Source organism: Alphaproteobacteria bacterium, from assembly GCA_037200005.1.
Taxonomy (GTDB): domain Bacteria; phylum Pseudomonadota; class Alphaproteobacteria; order UBA9219; family RFNS01; genus JBBCGY01.
This window is the reverse complement of the sequence record JBBCGY010000001.1, coordinates 677412-695547: the sequence shown is the minus strand read 5'-3', so window position 1 is coordinate 695547 and position 18136 is coordinate 677412. Positions and strand designations below refer to the sequence as shown.

Sequence of the window (18136 nt, the reverse complement as noted above, 5' to 3'; positions counted from 1 at the left end):
TCTGGCGAGTGCTTGCCATATATGTAGAAGCCTGATGTATCACTAGCGTATAATAGGATTTCGCCTTGGCGCTTAATCGTAAATTATCCAATAAGACAGGCCACGCCTTATCCCAGTGTATCTCATCAAAAGACGGTATTACTATTGCCATCAAACTTGCGCGTAAAAACGGAGCGAACATCATGATCCATAAATTGCACAGCTGGCTTTCCGGTGGGTTTTCCGGCTGGCGTTTGGCAGGCGTGGAACTGATCGCTTTCGCACTTCTTGTTCTTTTAACGGCTATACCCGCCGGAGCGGCGGAACACGGCAAGCGCAAGCCGTCGGTCGATGAGCTCAACGAATTCAATCCGAAGGCTGTCGAAGACTTCGTAGCGAAGCAGGCGGGAACGCTTGAGGCCAAGGATACGGCAGCGAGTAAATTTGCTGTTGTGGCTGCGTATGCCCTGCAAGTCCGCATGGCGGGACAAGAGGGCGCGGCGGGCCTGCGCAAGGAACTTGGCGATAAATTTATCGATGGATTGAAGCCCTTGGCTTTCGAAGGCAAGTCCGAAGCTTTATGGCGACTGTTCTTCGATCATGCCGTCATCCTCGTCGGCAATGGCTTGTCAACCCAGCCGATTGTCGCGTTCTACAATCCTCTCGTCGATGGCGTCGCTCTGCTCGGCCTTAAAACGCAGGCCGACGGCAATAATATCCCCGAGCATTTTACGCTATTGTCCGGACAGACGCTTCGCAAGCTTGCCAAGCAAGAGAAGCTGGCATCGTCGGAATTTCCCGTGGCATTAATGGCGTATTACCAGCAGACCAGCCAAGCGTTCGCCAAACTATATCCACCCGAAAGCCGGAACTCCCAGCCATGGGCCTTTGATCAGGCGCCACTCGAGGATGCGGCGAAAATTCTGGCGCGTGCGGACGCCTTGGAGCAGGCCACGAAGCAGATGATGCAGCATGAGTATTATGCGGACAAAATCGGGGCGTTCCAGCATGCAGCGTCGGCAGGTGATGTCGAAGGATTGCGGGCGCTTTTCCCTCCCGGCACGGCGGTGCCTCCGGAGTGGATCGCGGCCATCCCGCAGCAATTGCGGCGCGGGTTTGAGCCTGTGGCGGCCTACAAGCAGGGCAAAGGGGTCGAGGTTGTGATGGCGACGGCGGGCGCAAGCCGTCTGTTGACAGTGCTGCGCATGCCATCCGATGGGCAGAAAGACAGCCCGCCCTTTAGCGACATCGTCATCAGCGATTATGCAAAACTCAGCCGGAGTTATTGATCCCATGCGCACCCGCAATCCTCACGCTGGTTTCCTGAGCCTCGCAATAGTTTTGGCCTTCGGGCTCTTCGTCATGCCGACAGCGGGATGGGCGCAATATAACCCGAACCTTCCGGTTCCCACGGATCCTCTTCCCCCCGTTCCGGGAGCAACGGGAGCGGGCGCGAATTCCAACGCCGCTTCAGCCAGCGGCACAACGCCACAGACGATCTTCGACGGCATGGTCCGACAACAACAGCAACAACAGGCCGAACGGCGACGGATCCAGCAGGAAATGCAGATCCAGGTTTTTCAGGTTCAGCAGGACGTTACAGCGAATGCGCACAGACATGCCGCTAGATCTGTCGATGAGGAGAGGCAAATAAAGTTCATCCGCGGCGGCGGCGCTTCGGGCGGCAGCGCTGAAGGCGCGGGCGGCGGCACGGATTCTGATGTGGACGAAAGTTTCGATCCGGCAGGGCTGGAGGCGTCCGGAGATTCGGAAATTTCCGGCACCGTCAAGACCATCGATCAAAAAGAAAAATCCGCTCTCATCAAGCCATTTCAGGGCATGCTCGATAAAAGCAAGGCCCTGAGAGAAGAGAACCAGGCCAGTTTTAAAAGGAAGGTTTTAGGGATTCGAACCAACGATTCTATCGATAGGGCCGATGCCTATGCGGGTTATGAGGAAGCGCGCGCCGCCGCCGCCGCCCAGGACGGCAACCTGGAAGATTCCCCCGAACCGCCCTATAACGGCCCGCTTTTTACCTACGAAGAATATCTTGATATGCCGGTGTTCGTTTATACCTCGACGCATCAAGATTCGATGATATGGCATTACGCGCCGCAAGGGCCGGACGCCAGCCCGTGCGGGAACAAGCGGCTACGATGCGGCGCCCAATGTATCGCGGCGCGGCAATGGCCTCAGTTCGGCGGGCCTAGAAGGCTCGATGGGCGGGCTTTATCCGCTGATGTCGGATATCTATTCGCGAGGCCGTGAGTTCAATTCGCCCAACGCGCAGCAGATGGCGGCCATGCTAAGCCGCGCCGGCGCATTTAACGGAATTGACGACGGAAACTTGCAACTTGCGTATGTCGACCCGGCCATTCGAATGGCAATCCTCAATGGCATGGCGTTTAATATTCTTCACAGCCCCAACCAGCAACCCGTCCCACCCGGCGTTTCGAGCGGCGGCTTCTCGAATGTTACGCTTATTCTGCCGCTGTTGTTCAGGATTTTCGACTTCGGCGTCCAGGACGGCGACAATATCACCTTGAACATTACGGACAATACGGGGCTTCGCTACACGGATACGTTTAACCTGACGAATGCGGGCGTGGTTCTGGCTCCAGCGGTCAATCCCGGACAGATCACACTCAGCGTTCATGCCAATAACGAAGGCAGTCTTACGCCGAACACCGGACAGATCGATATTCTCTCGACCGTCACGTCTGGCGCCACTACGCAGCAGTTCAATCTCCATACCGGAGAGACCGGCGTGATGGTGATCATAGCCGGCCCGCCATAGCTGACGTTAGAAGCGAATGTTGAGGCTTACGCCCGGCGATGCGGTAAAGCCCGTGTAGCGGCTGCTGCTTATTGTTGAGCCGTTGGCGCCGAAACCGATCTCGGCGGCAAGCTGGACATAGTTGACCGGCTGCCAGCGCACCGCGCCCGCTATTCGCACACCGATATCCTCGCGGGCTTCCCCGGTCACGCTTTCGAAATAATCATCATAATTGCGATAGGCCAATTCCGTTCCTACCGACCCCGTCAACTCCGGCGTGAAGCCGTAGACCCCGAGCAGCGCCGCGCGTTGGGTCCATGTCGCATAGGCCGAAGGATCGCTCATCGTCCGTTCGACCGCCAGTTGCGGCACGATCGCGGCATTGGCAGAAACAGCATAAGGGCGGCTGACGCCCAGCGTGACAGTGTGCAGCGTCACGCTATGCTTATCGAAACCGTGAGAGTCATAAACGCTCGCCGCGCTATAGTTAAGGCCAAACTGGAATTTTCCTGCACTGGTCGCGGCGCCCACGCCTCCACCATATCCATTGTAGCTCAATTGATGATTTTTAGCGTATTGAGAGGTAAAGAGGTTGGTTTCAGCGAACACATCTACGCGCTGAGCAATGCGCGTGCCCGCGCGCGCCGCGACATTGCCGTCGAAAACGAAATCGTCATGCTTGAGTTCGTCGGAGAGAAAAGCGTTGGTGGTGTACGTCTCGCGCGTATTGGCGCTAATCTGAAACAGTTTGCGCTTTTGGAGCACAACAAGATCGTCATGGCCGGTCAGCATGGATTCTTCCGGCGTCAGGTCGAGCGCATTGAGGGGAGCGCGCCTGCTCAATGCGCTCCGCGATATTATTGTCCGCAGCGTGAGCCGTGGCCGCCATGGCGCACAAGCCGCCGATGAACATGAAGAGAAAACGAGAAACTCCGGCATGCCGTGAAGCGGCTCTCATATTTTTAGGCATCACTGCTGCTCCAGGCTTTGCACGAAGGGAACGCCGCCATCTCGGCCGCTCATCCGCAAGATGAAGCGATATTTTCCGCCGGTCACCGTCCAGGCATGCTCAGCACCGGGCCCCAGATCATAGCCGCGAAGCCGAGCAGGCAATTTGCCTTGCGTCAAACGCTGCGCGAAGCGGCCACGCAGAGCCTGCCAATCATTCTCGCGCCCTTCTTAGCAAACATGGGCGGATCCAGAAGATCGCCGACCGTGCGGGTATCGCGAGCGGATAAGGAAGTCAGGAAAGCGTTGGCAATATTTTTTCCAGATTGACGGTGTCCCCCTGCGCTTCGCGGCGGGCGCGAATAAGGGCCGGACTGCATAGATGTCACGACGCGCCGATTCCATCGCCGGCGATAGAGGCGCTTGAAGATTAATCCCCACCGGTTCAACCAATCCCCAAAACATATCGGATTCTTGCGCCGCAACGACGGGAGCAAGATTCATGCGCAGAGGGCTGGTCAATCGCGGGCGTGCTTGAAGCCATAAGACGTCCGACATCGAACCTGACGGTACGCGGCGTCGCAGAATCGATGGGCCAGCTCAACGCCTCGCCGACGCCGGCGGCGGCATCGCCGCTGCTGACGCGGCCGGACAAAACCGCGACCGTTATTGCTTCCGAAGATACCGAAATATGGAACGCAGCGTTCTCAGCCGCCGAAAGGGGGATATCGAAGACGGGTAAAGATTCGCCTGCTGGAAGCTCTACGACAAAATTAGTATTGCACAGCAGGTCTTCCAGCTTGGATGTCTTCTGCACGGAGCCCGTATCGCTGCGCTTAATTGTCGGTGCAGCCGATGCATCTATAGGGCCAAGAAGGGTAAACGCCAGACAAACGGCGACCAGAGACAAGACGCCTGCGATCTTGGGAGAGAATACATCTGGAAACATTCAGAAGCCTTAAGAACTCGGCATGGGCAGGAAAACCCTTGCCTGCCGCCAGCCTAAGGCCAGCCTCGCTTACCGTAAAGCGGAAAATACAGCGGACGGCGAGGTATTATGCGAGGCGCAAACATATATAGCATATATAATCCCCGTAGCCCCATGCCGGAATGGCGGCCAATTTCTCCAAATTTCCCTGTATTTTTCCCTGATAGCTGGGTACCGTGGCAGATGACGGTTCGCTCAAAACTGCGCGCACCGCCATACATTTGTCCGATCCTGACTTGCGGGCAAGGCACGCGCAGAGATCTCTCGTTATTACAAAGACTGCTGCAATGATCCCTGTTTATCAGCCCTATCTCACAGGCCGTGAAAAAGAATATGTATTGCAATGCCTGGATTCGACATGGATTTCCTCGCGCGGCGAATTCATAGGAAAATTTGAGCGCCGGTTTGCCGATTATATCGGCGCGCCCCATGCCACGAGCGTGGTCAACGGAACCGCCGCCTTACATCTTGCGATGCTCGCGCTGGGGATCAAGGCTGGAGACGAGGTGATCGTTCCCACGCTGACCTATATCGCCTCGGTCAACACCATCATGCAGACGGGCGCGACGCCGGTTTTCGCGGAGTCCATGGAAAGCAGCTGGAACATCGATCCCGCCGATATCGAGCGCAAGATCACGCCCCGGACGAAGGCCGTCATGGCGGTGCCGCTCTACGGCTTGCCTTGCGACATGGATGCGATCGTCGATATCTGCAACCGGCGCAAACTGCTTCTGATCGAGGATTGCGCGGAAGCTTTCGGCACACTCTACAAAGGGCGCCATGTCGGAACATTCGGCGATGCCGCGACGTTCAGCTTCTTCGGCAACAAGACCATCACCACCGGCGAGGGCGGCATGGTGGTGATGCGCGACGAAACGGCGGCGGCGCGCGCTTATCACTTAAAGACGCAGGGCGTCTCGCCGCAGCGCGAATACTGGCACGATATCGTCGCCTATAATTACCGCATGACCAATATATGCGCCGCGATCGGCCTGGCGCAGCTGGAACAGGCGGATGCGATCCTGGAGAAAAAGCGCGTCATCGCAAACAGCTATCGCAAGAAGCTCGCGGGATTGCCCGTCGCCTTCCACGACGAGTTGCCGGATACGCGCCATTCTTTCTGGATGTGCTCGATCGCCGCGCGGACGCCGCAGGATCGCGACGGCTTGCGCGCACGGCTGGAGGCGGAAGGCGTGGAGACGCGTCCGGTATTCCATCCGGCCCATACCCTTCCGCATTGCGCGACAGGCCAGTCTTTCCCCGTGGCCGAGAAGATCGCGGCGCATGGCCTGAACCTGCCGAGCTATCCCGCGCTGACGGAGAAGGATATCGACACCGTCTGCGACGCGGTGCGCGGCTACTTCGCCGACCAGCTACGCCAGGACGTCGCGCAAAAGAGCCTGGCGGCCTGCGCATGACCGAATATTTCAAAGGCGTTTGGGCCGCGCGTCATTTCTGGCTGCATCTGGCGCTGGCGGATCTGCGCGCGCGCTGGCGGCGCTCCTTCATCGGCATTTTCTGGTCGCTGCTGCAGCCGCTGGGCATGACCCTGTTGCTTGCCTTCGTCTTCAGCCGGCTGTTCAAAACCGACATCACGCTTTACGCGCCCCTACATCCTGTCCGGGATCGTCGTGTGGGATTTCATCGTGACCTCGACGATCGGCGGCGCCTCCAGCTTCGTCATGGCCGACGCCTACATCAAGCAATGCAGGCATCCGCTGGCGATCTATACCCTGCGGACCGTGACCGCCGCCATGATCGTTCTGCTTTTCGCCAGCGCGCCGCTGTTCGCCTGGGCGGCGATCGTGATGCCTCAGAATGTCGGCCTTTGCTGGCTTGCCGCGTTCGCGATCTATCCTCTCATCGCCATCCTGATCTGGCCCCTCGCGACCTTGCTGGCCTATCTCGGCGCGAGATTCCGCGACGTGCCGCATGCCCTGACCCTCGTGCTGCAGGCCGTATGGTTTGTTTCGCCGGTTTATTTCGAGGCAAAGCTGTTTCGCGGCGGCGGCATGGACGCCCTGGTGGATTTCAACCCGGTCTATCACCTTCTGCAAATCATCCGGGCGCCCTTGCTGAGCGGCATGTGGCCGGCGCCGGAGAATTACGCGTTCGTGATCGCTTCGGCGGGCATTCTGGCGCTTCTGGCCATCGCGGTCGGCGCGAGAGCGGAAAGAAGGGTCATTTTCTACATATGAATCCCAATCGCATCCAGCTCCGCAACGTCGATCTGCATTATGCCGCGACCGCCTACCGCGAGCGGTCGATCAAGTCCCTGATGCTCGGGCTGATCCGCAAACGGCGGGCGCCCCGGATCGCCGACATTCACGCGCTGAAGGACATCACCCTTGAGATCGGCCAGGGCGCGCGCGTCGGCCTGATGGGGCATAACGGCTCCGGCAAAAGCACCTTCCTCAAAACTGTCGCCGGCCTGTATCCCATTTCCGGCGGGCGGCTGGAGGTCAGCGGCAAGATCAGCGCGCTATTCGATCTCGGCCTCGGCTTCGAGCCGGAAGCGACAGGGCGGGAGAACATCCTGTTCCGCGGCCTGCTGCTGGGCCACACGCCCGCCTATATGCGCGCGCGCGAGGCCGAGATCGTGGATTTCGCGGGCCTTGGCGAATTTATCGACTATCCGATGAAGACCTACTCGGCCGGCATGCAGGTACGGCTGGCCTTCGCCATCTCCACTGCCGTCGGCGGCGACATTCTGCTGCTGGACGAAGTGATCGGCGCGGGCGATGCGAGTTTCATGGCGAAGGCCAAGGCGCGCATCGCCGAGCTGATCGCCCGGTCCGACATCCTGGTGCTGGCTTCGCACGATCTCGCCACGCTGGCATCGCTCTGCACGCGCGGCCTGGTCTTCCATCACGGCAGCCTGATTTTCGACGGGCCGGTGGAGCAGGCGATCGCGGCCTATAAGACGGCGAACGGGCTGCCGCCATGACTTCCGGAAAAATGCCGCGCGCGATGTGGCTGCTCAACCATACGACGCTGCGCGAATTCGATCTCGAGCAGCTCGCCGCCCTTGGCGTCACGGAAGTCTTCACGCCGAAGAGCTTCCTTTACGACGAAGGCAATCTTTCGGCCACCGTCGACCATGCGACGGATCGAACCCTGACGATCCCGGCGCAGGACCTCGCTTTGCTGAACGCGCAAGACTGGTACGGGGAACCGTCGCAAGAAGCCTGGGATATCGCCAACCGCCATTTCCAGATCGCGATCATGGGTTTTTTCCCGAGACAGCTGATGGCGGCGGCGCGCTTCTTCGAGGGCAGCGTGGTCCTGCGCGCTTTCGGCCTCGCCAAGGGCCATTCCTATACCCAGGCGCTTGCCGACGCAACCGGCCCTCATGCGATGGAAGCGCTGAAGCGGCTGGGCGGAAGATTCTGGTTCGGCGCCAGCTATGAGCATCTGGCCGAAGTCGAGGGGCCGTTCCTGAAGTCCAGGCTCTGCTTCCTGCCCTTGGGATTGGGCGGCGGCGCGGCCGTGCGGGACGGCTGGACGGGCGAAAAAAAGAAGATTCTCTTCGTCTGCCCGCGCATCGGAACGTCGCCCTATTACAAGGCGATCTATGATCGCTTCGTCGAGGATTTCCAGGGAATGGATTGCATCATCGGCGGCGCGCAGCCGGTACCGGTGCCCGATCCCAAGGTCATGGGCTTCGTGCCGCGCGCGGCGCATGAGGCGAATATGCGCGATGCCGCCGTGATGTATTACCATTCGACCGAGCCGAACCACATTCATTACCATCCTTTCGAGGCCGTCCGCGCGGGCATGCCGCTGGTTTTCCTGGCGGGCGGCATGCTCGACCGCCTGGGCGGCATGGGCCAGCCGGGGCGCTGCGCCGATATCGCCGAGGCCCGGCGCAAGATCGAACGCATACTGAAGGGCGACAAGAAACTGAGCGAGGCCATCCGCCGGACTCAGCCGCACATGCTGGAAATGATGAAGGCGGAAAACTGCGAACCGGCTTGGCGCGACGGCTTCGCGCGTATCATGGCTGGGCTGGAGCTTGCCAAAGCCGCGCCGTATGCCGGCGCGCGCCGCAAGCGCATCGCGGTGATCGTGCCCGTTGGCTATCGCGGCGGCAGCCTGCGCGGCGCCAAGCTGCTGGCGCAGGCGCTGCATGAAGGCAGCCGCCAGGCCGGCGAGGATGCGGACATCGTTCTGGCGCATCTGGACGACGACACGATTTACGCCGCCGATGAATGGAAGGATCTGCATCCCGGAATCTCGCGCCGCGCCTATACATGGCGTCACTTGAACGCCGCCGCCGCCCGGCGCGCCATGTGTTATGCCGGATATGACGGAACGGCGGCGCATGACGGCTATATCGTGCCCGAAGACGGCATGCGGCAATTCGCCGATTGCGATCTGTGGATCACGATCAGCGACAGGCTGCAATATCCCCTGCTGCCCCTGCGCCCCCATATCTGCATGATCTACGATTATCTTCAGCGTTATGAGACGATCCTGCCCCATGGCGCGGACCAGCCTTATCTGAACGCGGCGCGCGCGGCGGCGCGCGTGCTGGTCACCACCCGCTTCACGGAAAGCGACGCGTTGAACTATGCCGGCATCGAACCTTTCAGGCTGCGGCGCGTGCCGATACTGGCGCCGTCCTTCGACGCCAGCCCAGCGACGGCGGCGAAACAGGCGGAGCGGCCCTATTTTCTGTGGACCACGAATGCCGCGCCGCATAAGAACCATCTGAATGCGCTGCTGGCCCTTGCGGAATATTATGAAGTCCTGGACGGACAGCTCGACTGCCGCGTCACCGGCGTCAATACGCACAGGCTGCTGCAGATGGACGTGCCGCATCTGAAACAAGCCGCGGCGGCTGCGCGCGGCTGCGCCACCCTGGACGAGCGGCTGCACTGGATGGGCGAGCTGCCCGACGGGCACTACCGGCGGATGCTGGCGGGCGCGGCGTTTCTGTGGCATCCCGCCCGGATCGACAACGGCACGTTCAGCGTGATCGAGGCCGCGCATCTCGGCGTGCCCTCCTTGTCCAGCGACTATCCGCCCATGCGCGAAATCGACGCGCAGTTCGGCCTCAATCTCGGCTGGATGGACGCGCACGATCCGCGCGGCATGGCGCGCGCGCTCAAACGCATGGAGCGGGAGGCGAACGGCCTGAGGGCCGGGCTACCCGCCAAAGAGACGCTCGACATGCAAAGCGTCACGCGTCTCGCCGGGCATTACTGGAAGGCGGTGCGCGCATGCCTGTGAGACATTACGGCATTTTCCTGGGCTATAGCCCCCTCGCCGATCTGCGGAGCGAAGGCCTCGCCCGGCATCTTGCCGCATTTCTGCGCGCGGCGGAGAAGCATGAGGACATCCAGTGGACGGTGGCCTGCCCCCTATGGCTGAAAAAGAAACTGCGGCACCTTTGCGAAAGCGAGGGGATCGATCCCGACAGATTCGTCATCGTGACACCAGCGGGCAGGCCGGTTCTGCTCGATCTCATAACGGCGCTACGCCATGGGCCGCGCACCCTCATCGACGCGGCATCGAAACTCCGCCGCAAGTTGGGCTTCAGGCCGAAAGGCTTCGCGCCCTCCGGGGCGGCGGCGCACGGCCTGGCCCGCATTCGTCATTGGCCGGCGCTCCTGGCGCTTTTGCTGGCGCTGTCTCCTTTGCTGGCCCTCGCGCTCGCGGTGGCGGCGCTCATCGGCCTGGCGTCCGTGATCGCGCTGGCCGCGATTCGCCTCGCGCGCGGACGATTCCAGCCGCCTCCCATCAAGCAGATCCTGCATTCATTTCTGGGCAGAATGCCAAACCTGCCTGGAGCGCCCAGGCTGTTCCAGGCCGCGCTCAATTCCGAGATCGCGCTGCTCGCGGCGCGGGCGAACCGCCTTGGGCATGTGAAGGCCTGGTACTGCCCGGCCGCCTTCTGGCCCGCCTTCAACACGATCGCGGCGCCGCGCCTGATCTGCGTGCCCGACGTGGTGACGGCGGATTTCGCGGTCGGCTTCGCCCATGCCACCGGCGACAGCTTTCTTGAAAGCGTGCGCAACATCGAAGCCGCCATCCGCGGCGGCAGTCATTTTACGACCTATAGCGAGACCGTGAAATGGAGCACGCTGGTGGAGCATTATTATGTAGACCCGGCCAAAGTCCATGTCGTGCCCCACGCGCCCTTCACGCTTGATTCATGGATAACCGTCACGGGGCTGCCGGATGCCGCCGCCGCCAGCCGCAATTATTGCGAGGCGCGGCTGCTGCAAGCCATGCGCAAATCGAATAACGCGGCCTATGCGCGGAACTTCGGCAACGGCTCGGTCAGCTTTATATTCTACGCAAGCCAATTCCGGCCCAACAAAAACATATTCTCGCTGCTGCGCGCCTATGAGCACCTGCTGCGCAGGCGCTATATCGGCCATAAGCTCATCCTGACCGGCAATCCATACAGCATGCCCGAGGTCGCGGCCTTCATCCACGACCGTCATCTCGAAAACGACGTGCTCTGCTTGCACGACCTGACCGTGCCCGAGCTTGCCGCCTGCTACAGGCTTGCCGAGCTCGCGGTCAATCCCAGCCTGAGCGAAGGCGGCTGCCCCTTCACCTTCACCGAAGCCTTATCCGTCGATACGCCGGCGGTGATGGCGCGCATCCCCGTGACGCTGGAAATGCTGGACGATCCCGCGCTGGAAGCCGCCGGAACATTCTTCGATCCTTATGACTGGCGTGACATGGCGAATCGCATCGAAGCCGGGCTGAAGAACAGGCAGGCGCTTCTGGCGGCGCAAAAACCGGTTTACGAGAGACTGGCGCGGCGCGGATGGACCGATGTCGTCGACAGCCATATCGAAATCCTGGACAGGATCTCGGCAACGGAAACAAAAGGAGCGGCGTGATGTCTTTGCCTGGTCTTATCATCATCGGGTTCGGCGGCCATGCGCGCTCGGTGGCGGATGTCGCGCTGGCTTGCGGATTCGGCGCGCTGTTGTTTGTCGACCCGCGGGCGCGGCCCGGGGAGAATTTTCTCGGCCATCCCGTGCAAGCGGCGTGGCCCGAAGGGGACGGCTTCGGAGACTGGCGCGCCATGCCTGCCTCCGGCGACGGCCAGCGCCGCGCCGCGCAAATGGCCGAAGCCCGGCAGCGCGGACGGCGCATCGCCACGCTGATCGCGCCGACCGCGACCGTCGGGGTGGGCGCTACGGTGGCCGAGGGCTGCTTCGTGGCGCAGCACGCCCATATCGGCCCCATGGCCGCCGTGGCCGAGGGCTGCATCGTCAATACCGGCGCCGCCGTCGAACATGAGGCGCGCATCGGCGCTTTCAGCCATATCTCCGTCCGCGCCACGGTCGCGGGCCGCGCGCAAATCGGCGCCTATAATTTCATCGGCGCAGGCGCGACGGTGATTGACCGCGTGACGCTAGCGGACGGCATCACGCTCGGCGCGGGCGGCGTCGCGCCTTACGACATAGCCGCGCCAGGGATTTATGTCGGCATTCCCGCGCGGCTTCTGAGCAAGGCCGCGTCATCTTGAAAGCAGCCCTGAGGGTCTTTCAGAATCCAGCATGGCCGCAATCGCTTCCCTAATCCTTGCCGGGACTGGCTATGGGAAGCGCCGATTTTTCCTCCTGCCATCCTCCGCCGAGGGCGCGGACGAGCTGAATGGCGGCGGCGAGGCGGCGGACGCGAACATTGACGAAAGCGATCTCCGCCTGCAGCGCGGCGTTCTGCGCGACGGCGACATCGATATACGTCGCCGCGCCGCCGAGATAGAGGCTGTTTTCCTGGGCCAATAGGCGTTCCGCCGCATTCTTGGCGGCTTCCTGGCTGCGGCTTTCTATATCAAGCTGGCGCAGCGCGGCGAGATTATCCTCCACTTCGCGATAGGCGATCAGAACGGTCTGGCGGTAATCGGCAGCGGCTTCGTCATAGGCCGCGCGCGCTTCATCCGTCAGCGCGGCGATATGCCCGCCATCGAACAGCGTCATCGCGGCGGAGGGGCCGAGCGACCAGAAAGTGCTCGGCGCGCTGAGCCAGTTGCCCGCCGCCGCGCTGGCCGCGCCGAAGGCGGCTCCCAGATCGAAGGCGGGGAACCAGGCGGCGCGGGCCACGCCGATTTCCGCGTTGGCCGCCATCATCCGGCGTTCCGCCGCGGCGATATCGGGCCGCCGCTCCAGCAACGTCGAGGGCAGGCCGGGATCGATGGCCGGAACCGCCTCTCCGGCAAGCGGCGCGACGGGATGGCTGAAGCCCCCCGGCATCTCGCCGATCAGCACCGCGATGGCATGTTCGGTCTGCGCCCGATGCAGGCGGAATTCAGCGGCTTGCGCCTTGGCGTTTTCGAGCAAGGTTTCCGCCTGATCGACATCGGCCTGCGTCGTGATGCCGCCCTTGAGGCGCCTTTGCAGCAGATCGAGCGACTTGGCGTCGACATCGACCGTCTTGTCGAGAATTTCAAGGAGCGCGTCATCGCCGCGCAGGGTGAAGTAATTCATCGCCAGCTCGGCCTGCAAATCGAGCGTGGCGACCGCGAGATCAGCCTTGCTCGCCTCTGCCTCGCCTTCGGCCGCCGCCACGGCATTGCGAATCCGTCCCCACAAATCGACTTCATAAGAAAGATTAGCGTCCACAGAGAAGTCATTGAATATCTTGACGCCCGGACGATTGGCGGTGTTTCCGGATTGCTTCTGCCGCGACGCCCCGGCGCTGCCGGCGATCAGAGGGAAGAAGGCGGATTGCGCCGCTTGCGCCGCGGCGCGCGCGCCGTCGTAACGGGCCAGCGCGGCCTTCAGGCTTTGATTGGCCGTCGCGGATTTATCCTGCAGCGCGTCGAGCGCCGGATCGTTGAAGGCGCGCCACCAAGCCCCGCGCGGCGTCTCGTCGGCGGGCCGCGCGGGCATCCAGTCGCCGGCCTCGCGATAGGCGGCGGGAGCGGGCATCGCCGGCGGCTCGTAATCCGGCGCGAGCGTGCACGACGCCAGCGCCATGCCCACACCCATGCAGAGAATCCCAAGGCCCGCGCTCGCGACGCTCATGGCTTGCCGCCATTCTGTTCGGGCGGCTTCGGCTGTTGCGGCTGCACGATGCGCACCGGCTGGCCGGTGACAAGAGAGTCGGGGGGATTGACGATGATCCGCTCGTCGGGACTAATGCCCGACTTCACTTCGACTTCCTTGCCGTAATCGCGCCCGATATCGATGGATTTGAGCAGGGCCTTATTATCCTGATCCACCGTCGCCACCTGCATGCCCTCCCCCCGGAACAGCAAGGTGTTCACCGGCAGGCGCACGGTCTCGCTCGACGAGGGCAATTTGAAATGCACCTCCGTATAGCCGCCGGGCAAAAGCTCACCGTCCTTATTGTCGACCTCCAACTGCACCAGAAGGGTGCGCGTGGCGGGATCGAGCGCTTCGGCGGTGCGGGCGAGTTTTGCGGCATAGATTTTTCCGGGATGCTCGGCGAAACGCAGTTCCGCCGTCAGGTCGGGCGTCACGAAGGATACGTAAAGCTGCGGCATCGAGACATAGACGCGCAGCTTGTCGGTTTCGACGATATGGAAAAGCTCCTGCCCCGCGCCCGCATTGATCAGCGCACCCGTGTCGGTGTTGCGCGCGGTGATGACGCCGTCGAAAGGCGCGACGATGCGCTTAAAGGATTCCAGCTGCCGCAGGCGGTCGAGATTGGCCTGGGCGGCATTCAGCGCCGCCGCGCTCGCGGCGGCTGCGCCGATCTTGTCGTCCGCGTCCTGCTTGGAGACCGCGTTCGCCTTGAGCAAATCGTTCCAGCGCCGCGCCGTGCTTTGCGCGAGCTTGTCATTGGCCTGGGCCGTGGCAAGATCGGCCTCGACCTGGCGCAGCTGCGCGTCGACTTCGGGCGTGTCGATTTCGGCCAGGATATCGCCTTCTTTCACTGAACGGCCGATATCGGCGGTCCAGCTTTTCAGGTAGCCGTTGGTGCGGGCGAAAATCGGCGCTTCATGCCATGCCTGAACATTGCCAGGGAGAACGATGTCCTCCGTCACCGGGCCGCGCGGCGCCTTGATGACGGTGACGGCGGGAATGGCGGCTTTCTGCGTCTCGTCGTCGAGCGCGGCGGATTCGCGCACGCGCATGAAGATGCCGATCCCGGCGATCAGCAGGATCGCGGCAGCCGCGGCGATCACGGCGCGATAGCCGGGCTTGCGAGAGCGTGGCTCGAAATCCTGCGCGGGAAATTTGTTCATGGCGATCTCCGGCTCAGAGTGGGGAAAGATTGGCGGCGCGCTGGCGGCGGCCATGGATCAGATTGAAAACGGCGGGCACGAAAAACAGCGTGGCGACCGTGGCGAAAAGCAGCCCGCCGATCACGGCGCGACCGAGCGGCGCGTTCTGCTCGCCACCTTCGCCGAGGCCCAGCGCCATCGGCACCATGCCGATGATCATGGCCAGCGCCGTCATCAAAACCGGGCGCAGCCGGGTAAACCCGGCCTCCAGCGCGGCAGCCAGCGCGTCGTCGCCATGCGTCATGCGCTCGCGCGCGAAGCTGACGATCAGGATGCTGTTCGCCGTCGCCACGCCCATGCACATGATTGCGCCGGTCAACGCCGGAACCGACAGCGAGGTATGCGTCAGGAACAGCATCCATACGATGCCGGCAATCGCGCCGGGCAGAGCGGTGATGATGATGAACGGGTCGAGCCATGACTGGAAATTCACGACGATGAGGAAATAAACCAGCACGATGGCGCCCAGAAGTCCGGCGAAAAGACCGGCGAATGATTCATCCATGGTCTGCATCTGGCCCCGCGCCATGATCCTCGAGCCCTTCGGCAGGCCGTCTTTCATGTCCTTGAAGATCGCGCGCACGTCTTTGGCGATGCCGCCGAGATCGCGCCCCTGAACCGAGGCGAAAATGTCCACGACCGGCTGGGCGTTGTAATGCGACACCACGGCGGGTCCCTGTCCCCGCTCGATGGTCGCCAAAGCGCCTAGAATCTGCGGCTTGCCGCCGCCGCTGATCGGCACATTGCGCAGATCGTCCAGCGAGGACAGATCGTATTGCGGGGTCTGGGTGACGATGGAATAGGGAACGCCGCTCTTCGGATCGAGCCAGAAGGTCGGCGACGTCTGGAAGCTGCCGCTCAGCGAGATCAGCAGATTGGTCGCCACGTCGCGCTGCGCGACGCCAAGCTCTTCGGCGCGGCTGCGGTCGACCTTGACGCGGAATTCCGGCGCGTCGACCGCCTGCTGGATGCGGCTGTCGACGATGCCGGGCACGCGCTTGATCTTGTCGAGCAGCTTCGCCGCGTAGTCGAGATTGGCCGCTCCGTTCGCGCCGGTTATCTGCACATCGATGGGCGACGGCAGGCCGAAATTGAGAATCTGGCTGACGATATCGGCGGGCAGGAACACGAACGTCACGCCGGGCATGCTTTCCGCCAGCTCGACGCGCAGATCATGGATATAGTCCTCCGTCGGCTTGTGGCCTGGCTTCAGGGAAATATAAAGATCGGCGTCCGCCGGGCCGATCGGCGCGGAATTGCTGTAGGTCAGGTTGATGCCGCTATAGGGCAGGCCGACATTGTGCGTGATGCTGTCCAGGTCGCGCGCCGGAATCACGCGCCGGATGACCGTGTCGACATGGTCGCACAGCGCCGCGGTTTCCTCGACACGCGTGCCGGTATGGGCGCGCAGATGCAGTTTGATCTGCCCGGCATCGACGGAGGGAAAGAAATTCGAGCCGAGCCATGGGCCGAGCACCGCCAGAGAAAGCAAAATAAAGCCGAGGAAGACGATGATGAAAGCGCCGCCATGCGACAGGATGGCGCTGAGAATATCCCTGTAGCCGCTGCGCATCCGCTCGAATCCGCGCTCGAAGGCAAGCTGCCAGCGGGTCAGCAGATGGCCGTTCTCCTTCGCCGCCTGGCCGTGCTCGCCCTCATGCTCGCGCAGAAGATATTTCGCCATCGTCGGCACGAGGGTCCGCGACAGCACATACGAGGCCAGCATCGCGAACACGACGGCCTCGGCCATCGGCACGAACAGATAGCGCGCGACGCCGGTCAGGAAAAACATCGGGATGAAAACGATGCAGATGCATAAGGTGGAGACCAGCGCCGGAATCGCGATTTGATGCGCGCCGTCCAGGATCGCCTCTTCGACTTTCTTGCCTTGCTCGAGATGCCAGTTGATGTTTTCGATGGCCACGGTCGCGTCATCGACCAGAATGCCGACCGCCAAGGCAAGCCCGCCCAGCGTCATGATGTTGATGGTCTCGCCGAGCGCGGAAAGCGCCATGATCGACGCCAGCACCGACAGCGGGATCGACACCGTGATGATCAAGGTGCTGCGCCAGCTGCCGAGGAACAGCAGGATCATAAGGCCGGTCAGGGCCGCCGCGATCGCGCCTTCACGCATCACGCCGCTGATGGCGGCGCTGACGAAGACCGACTGGTCGCCGATGATATCGAGATTGAGTCCGGGCGGCAGGCTCGCCTTGACCTGCTCGAGCTTGCCCTTGACGCGGTTGATGATATCGAGCGTCGAGGAATCGCCCGTCTTCAGCACCGTCATCAGCACCGCCCGTCTGCCGTCGACGCGCACGATATTGGTCTGCGGCGAGAATCCGTCGCGCACATGCGCGACGTCCCGGACATAGACGAGGGTGCCGTTCACGGCCTTGATCGGCAGATCGTTCAATTCGTCCGCCAGCGCCGGGCTGGCGTTCAGCTTCACGTTATATTCATAGGCGCCGATTTTCTGCGTGCCGGCGGGCAGAATGAGATTTTGCCTGCCGATGGCTTCATTGACGTCCTGAGCCGAAAGGCCGAAAGCCTGCAGTTTCTGCTGGTCGAGATCGACCTGAATCTGGCGCTGCTTGCCGCCATAAGGGTAAGGCAGCGCCGCGCCCTGCACCGTGGCGAGCTGGGTGCGGATGATATTGTTTCCGGCGTCGAATAATTCCTGCTCCGACAATGTATCGCTCGACAGCGCCAATTGCATGATCGGCACGCTCGAGGCGTTATAGCTCATAATGAAGGGCGGCGTGGGTGCCGGGCGGAAGCGAGCGCAGCAGGGTCTGCGCGATGGCGGTGGTCTGCGCCACAGCCATGTCGATCTTCACCGTAGGCTGGAAGAAGGTTTTGACCACCGCGATTCCGGCCAGCGATTGCGATTCTATATGCTCGATATCGTTGACGGTAATGGTCAGCACCCGCTCATAGGAGCCGGTGATGCGGTTCGCCATCTGATCGGGCGGCAGGCCGGTGAAGCTCCATATGGTGGCGACCACCGGAATGCCGATATTGGGGAAAATATCCACCGGCGTCCGCAGGATCGTCAGCGGCCCGGCAATAAGGAGAAGCAGCGCCAATACCACGAAAGTATAAGGCCGCTGCAAGGCTACGCGCACGATCCACATGGAGCACTTCCGGGGAACGGGGAGGGAACAACGAGGCTTCGCCGTCTTGCGCCGCATGATAGCGCAGGCGTCTAAAATTTCAA

The 18136-nt window shown here is 61.9% G+C and carries 13 protein-coding genes and 1 pseudogene; 9 read left to right on the top strand and 5 right to left on the bottom strand.

The window, feature by feature from the left end:
• Positions 1 to 182: 182 nt before the first annotated feature.
• The 3 genes from WDO70_03505 to WDO70_03495 all read left to right on the top strand — a co-directional run bounded on the left by WDO70_03505 (position 183) and on the right by WDO70_03495 (position 2776).
• Positions 183 to 1268 carry a hypothetical protein gene (locus WDO70_03505; GenBank protein MEJ0062275.1) on the top strand — a complete coding sequence of 362 codons (1086 nt, stop codon included), beginning with the start codon at positions 183 to 185 and terminating at the stop codon, positions 1266 to 1268.
• 73 nt (positions 1269 to 1341) lie between these two features.
• Positions 1342 to 2247, top strand: coding sequence for a hypothetical protein (locus WDO70_03500; protein MEJ0062274.1), 906 nt, complete (start codon positions 1342 to 1344; stop codon positions 2245 to 2247).
• A complete protein-coding gene (locus WDO70_03495) occupies positions 2198 to 2776 on the top strand; it encodes a hypothetical protein (GenBank protein ID MEJ0062273.1) in 579 nt (192 codons plus the stop codon). Before WDO70_03500 ends, WDO70_03495 begins: the two co-directional genes overlap by 50 nt.
• Before the next feature lie 6 nt (positions 2777 to 2782).
• Here the strand turns inward: WDO70_03495 and WDO70_03490 are convergent, their stop codons facing one another.
• Together WDO70_03490 and WDO70_03485 are read right to left on the bottom strand one after the other, a co-directional pair.
• Complete coding sequence (locus WDO70_03490; GenBank protein MEJ0062272.1) at positions 2783 to 3598, bottom strand: hypothetical protein; 816 nt, start codon at positions 3596 to 3598, stop codon at positions 2783 to 2785.
• A gap of 550 nt (positions 3599 to 4148) precedes the next feature.
• Positions 4149 to 4652: a hypothetical protein gene (locus tag WDO70_03485; protein ID MEJ0062271.1), complete on the bottom strand. Its 504-nt coding sequence runs from the start codon at positions 4650 to 4652 to the stop codon at positions 4149 to 4151.
• A gap of 326 nt (positions 4653 to 4978) precedes the next feature.
• Here WDO70_03485 and WDO70_03480 point away from each other — a divergent pair, with 326 nt between their 5' ends.
• The 6 genes from WDO70_03480 (at position 4979) to WDO70_03455 (ending at position 12189) form a co-directional block, all read left to right on the top strand.
• Positions 4979 to 6109, top strand: a complete 1131-nt coding sequence (locus WDO70_03480; protein ID MEJ0062270.1) for a DegT/DnrJ/EryC1/StrS family aminotransferase — start codon at positions 4979 to 4981, stop codon at positions 6107 to 6109.
• Between the two features lie 228 nt (positions 6110 to 6337).
• Positions 6338 to 6889 carry an ABC transporter permease gene (locus WDO70_03475; protein MEJ0062269.1) on the top strand — a complete coding sequence of 184 codons (552 nt, stop codon included), beginning with the start codon at positions 6338 to 6340 and terminating at the stop codon, positions 6887 to 6889.
• Positions 6886 to 7638 carry an ABC transporter ATP-binding protein gene (locus tag WDO70_03470; GenBank protein MEJ0062268.1) on the top strand — a complete coding sequence of 251 codons (753 nt, stop codon included), beginning with the start codon at positions 6886 to 6888 and terminating at the stop codon, positions 7636 to 7638. Before WDO70_03475 ends, WDO70_03470 begins: the two co-directional genes overlap by 4 nt.
• Positions 7635 to 9926 (top strand): glycosytransferase, encoded by a 2292-nt coding sequence (locus tag WDO70_03465; GenBank protein ID MEJ0062267.1) that lies wholly within the window; start codon positions 7635 to 7637, stop codon positions 9924 to 9926. Before WDO70_03470 ends, WDO70_03465 begins: the two co-directional genes overlap by 4 nt.
• Positions 9917 to 11554, top strand: a complete 1638-nt coding sequence (locus WDO70_03460) for a glycosyltransferase (protein ID MEJ0062266.1) — start codon at positions 9917 to 9919, stop codon at positions 11552 to 11554. The genes WDO70_03465 and WDO70_03460 overlap by 10 nt, the downstream gene beginning before the upstream one ends.
• Complete coding sequence (locus WDO70_03455) at positions 11554 to 12189, top strand: acetyltransferase (GenBank protein ID MEJ0062265.1); 636 nt, start codon at positions 11554 to 11556, stop codon at positions 12187 to 12189. The genes WDO70_03460 and WDO70_03455 overlap by 1 nt, the downstream gene beginning before the upstream one ends.
• A gap of 49 nt (positions 12190 to 12238) precedes the next feature.
• Here the strand turns inward: WDO70_03455 and WDO70_03450 are convergent, their stop codons facing one another.
• The 3 genes and pseudogenes from WDO70_03450 to WDO70_03440 all read right to left on the bottom strand — a co-directional run bounded on the left by WDO70_03450 (position 12239) and on the right by WDO70_03440 (position 18053).
• Entirely contained in the window at positions 12239 to 13690 is a 1452-nt protein-coding gene (locus tag WDO70_03450; protein MEJ0062264.1) for an efflux transporter outer membrane subunit, read from the bottom strand.
• Positions 13687 to 14877, bottom strand: a complete 1191-nt coding sequence (locus WDO70_03445) for an efflux RND transporter periplasmic adaptor subunit (GenBank protein MEJ0062263.1) — start codon at positions 14875 to 14877, stop codon at positions 13687 to 13689. The genes WDO70_03450 and WDO70_03445 overlap by 4 nt, the downstream gene beginning before the upstream one ends.
• Before the next feature lie 13 nt (positions 14878 to 14890).
• Positions 14891 to 18053: pseudogene (locus tag WDO70_03440) on the bottom strand (efflux RND transporter permease subunit).
• Positions 18054 to 18136: the final 83 nt, after the last annotated feature.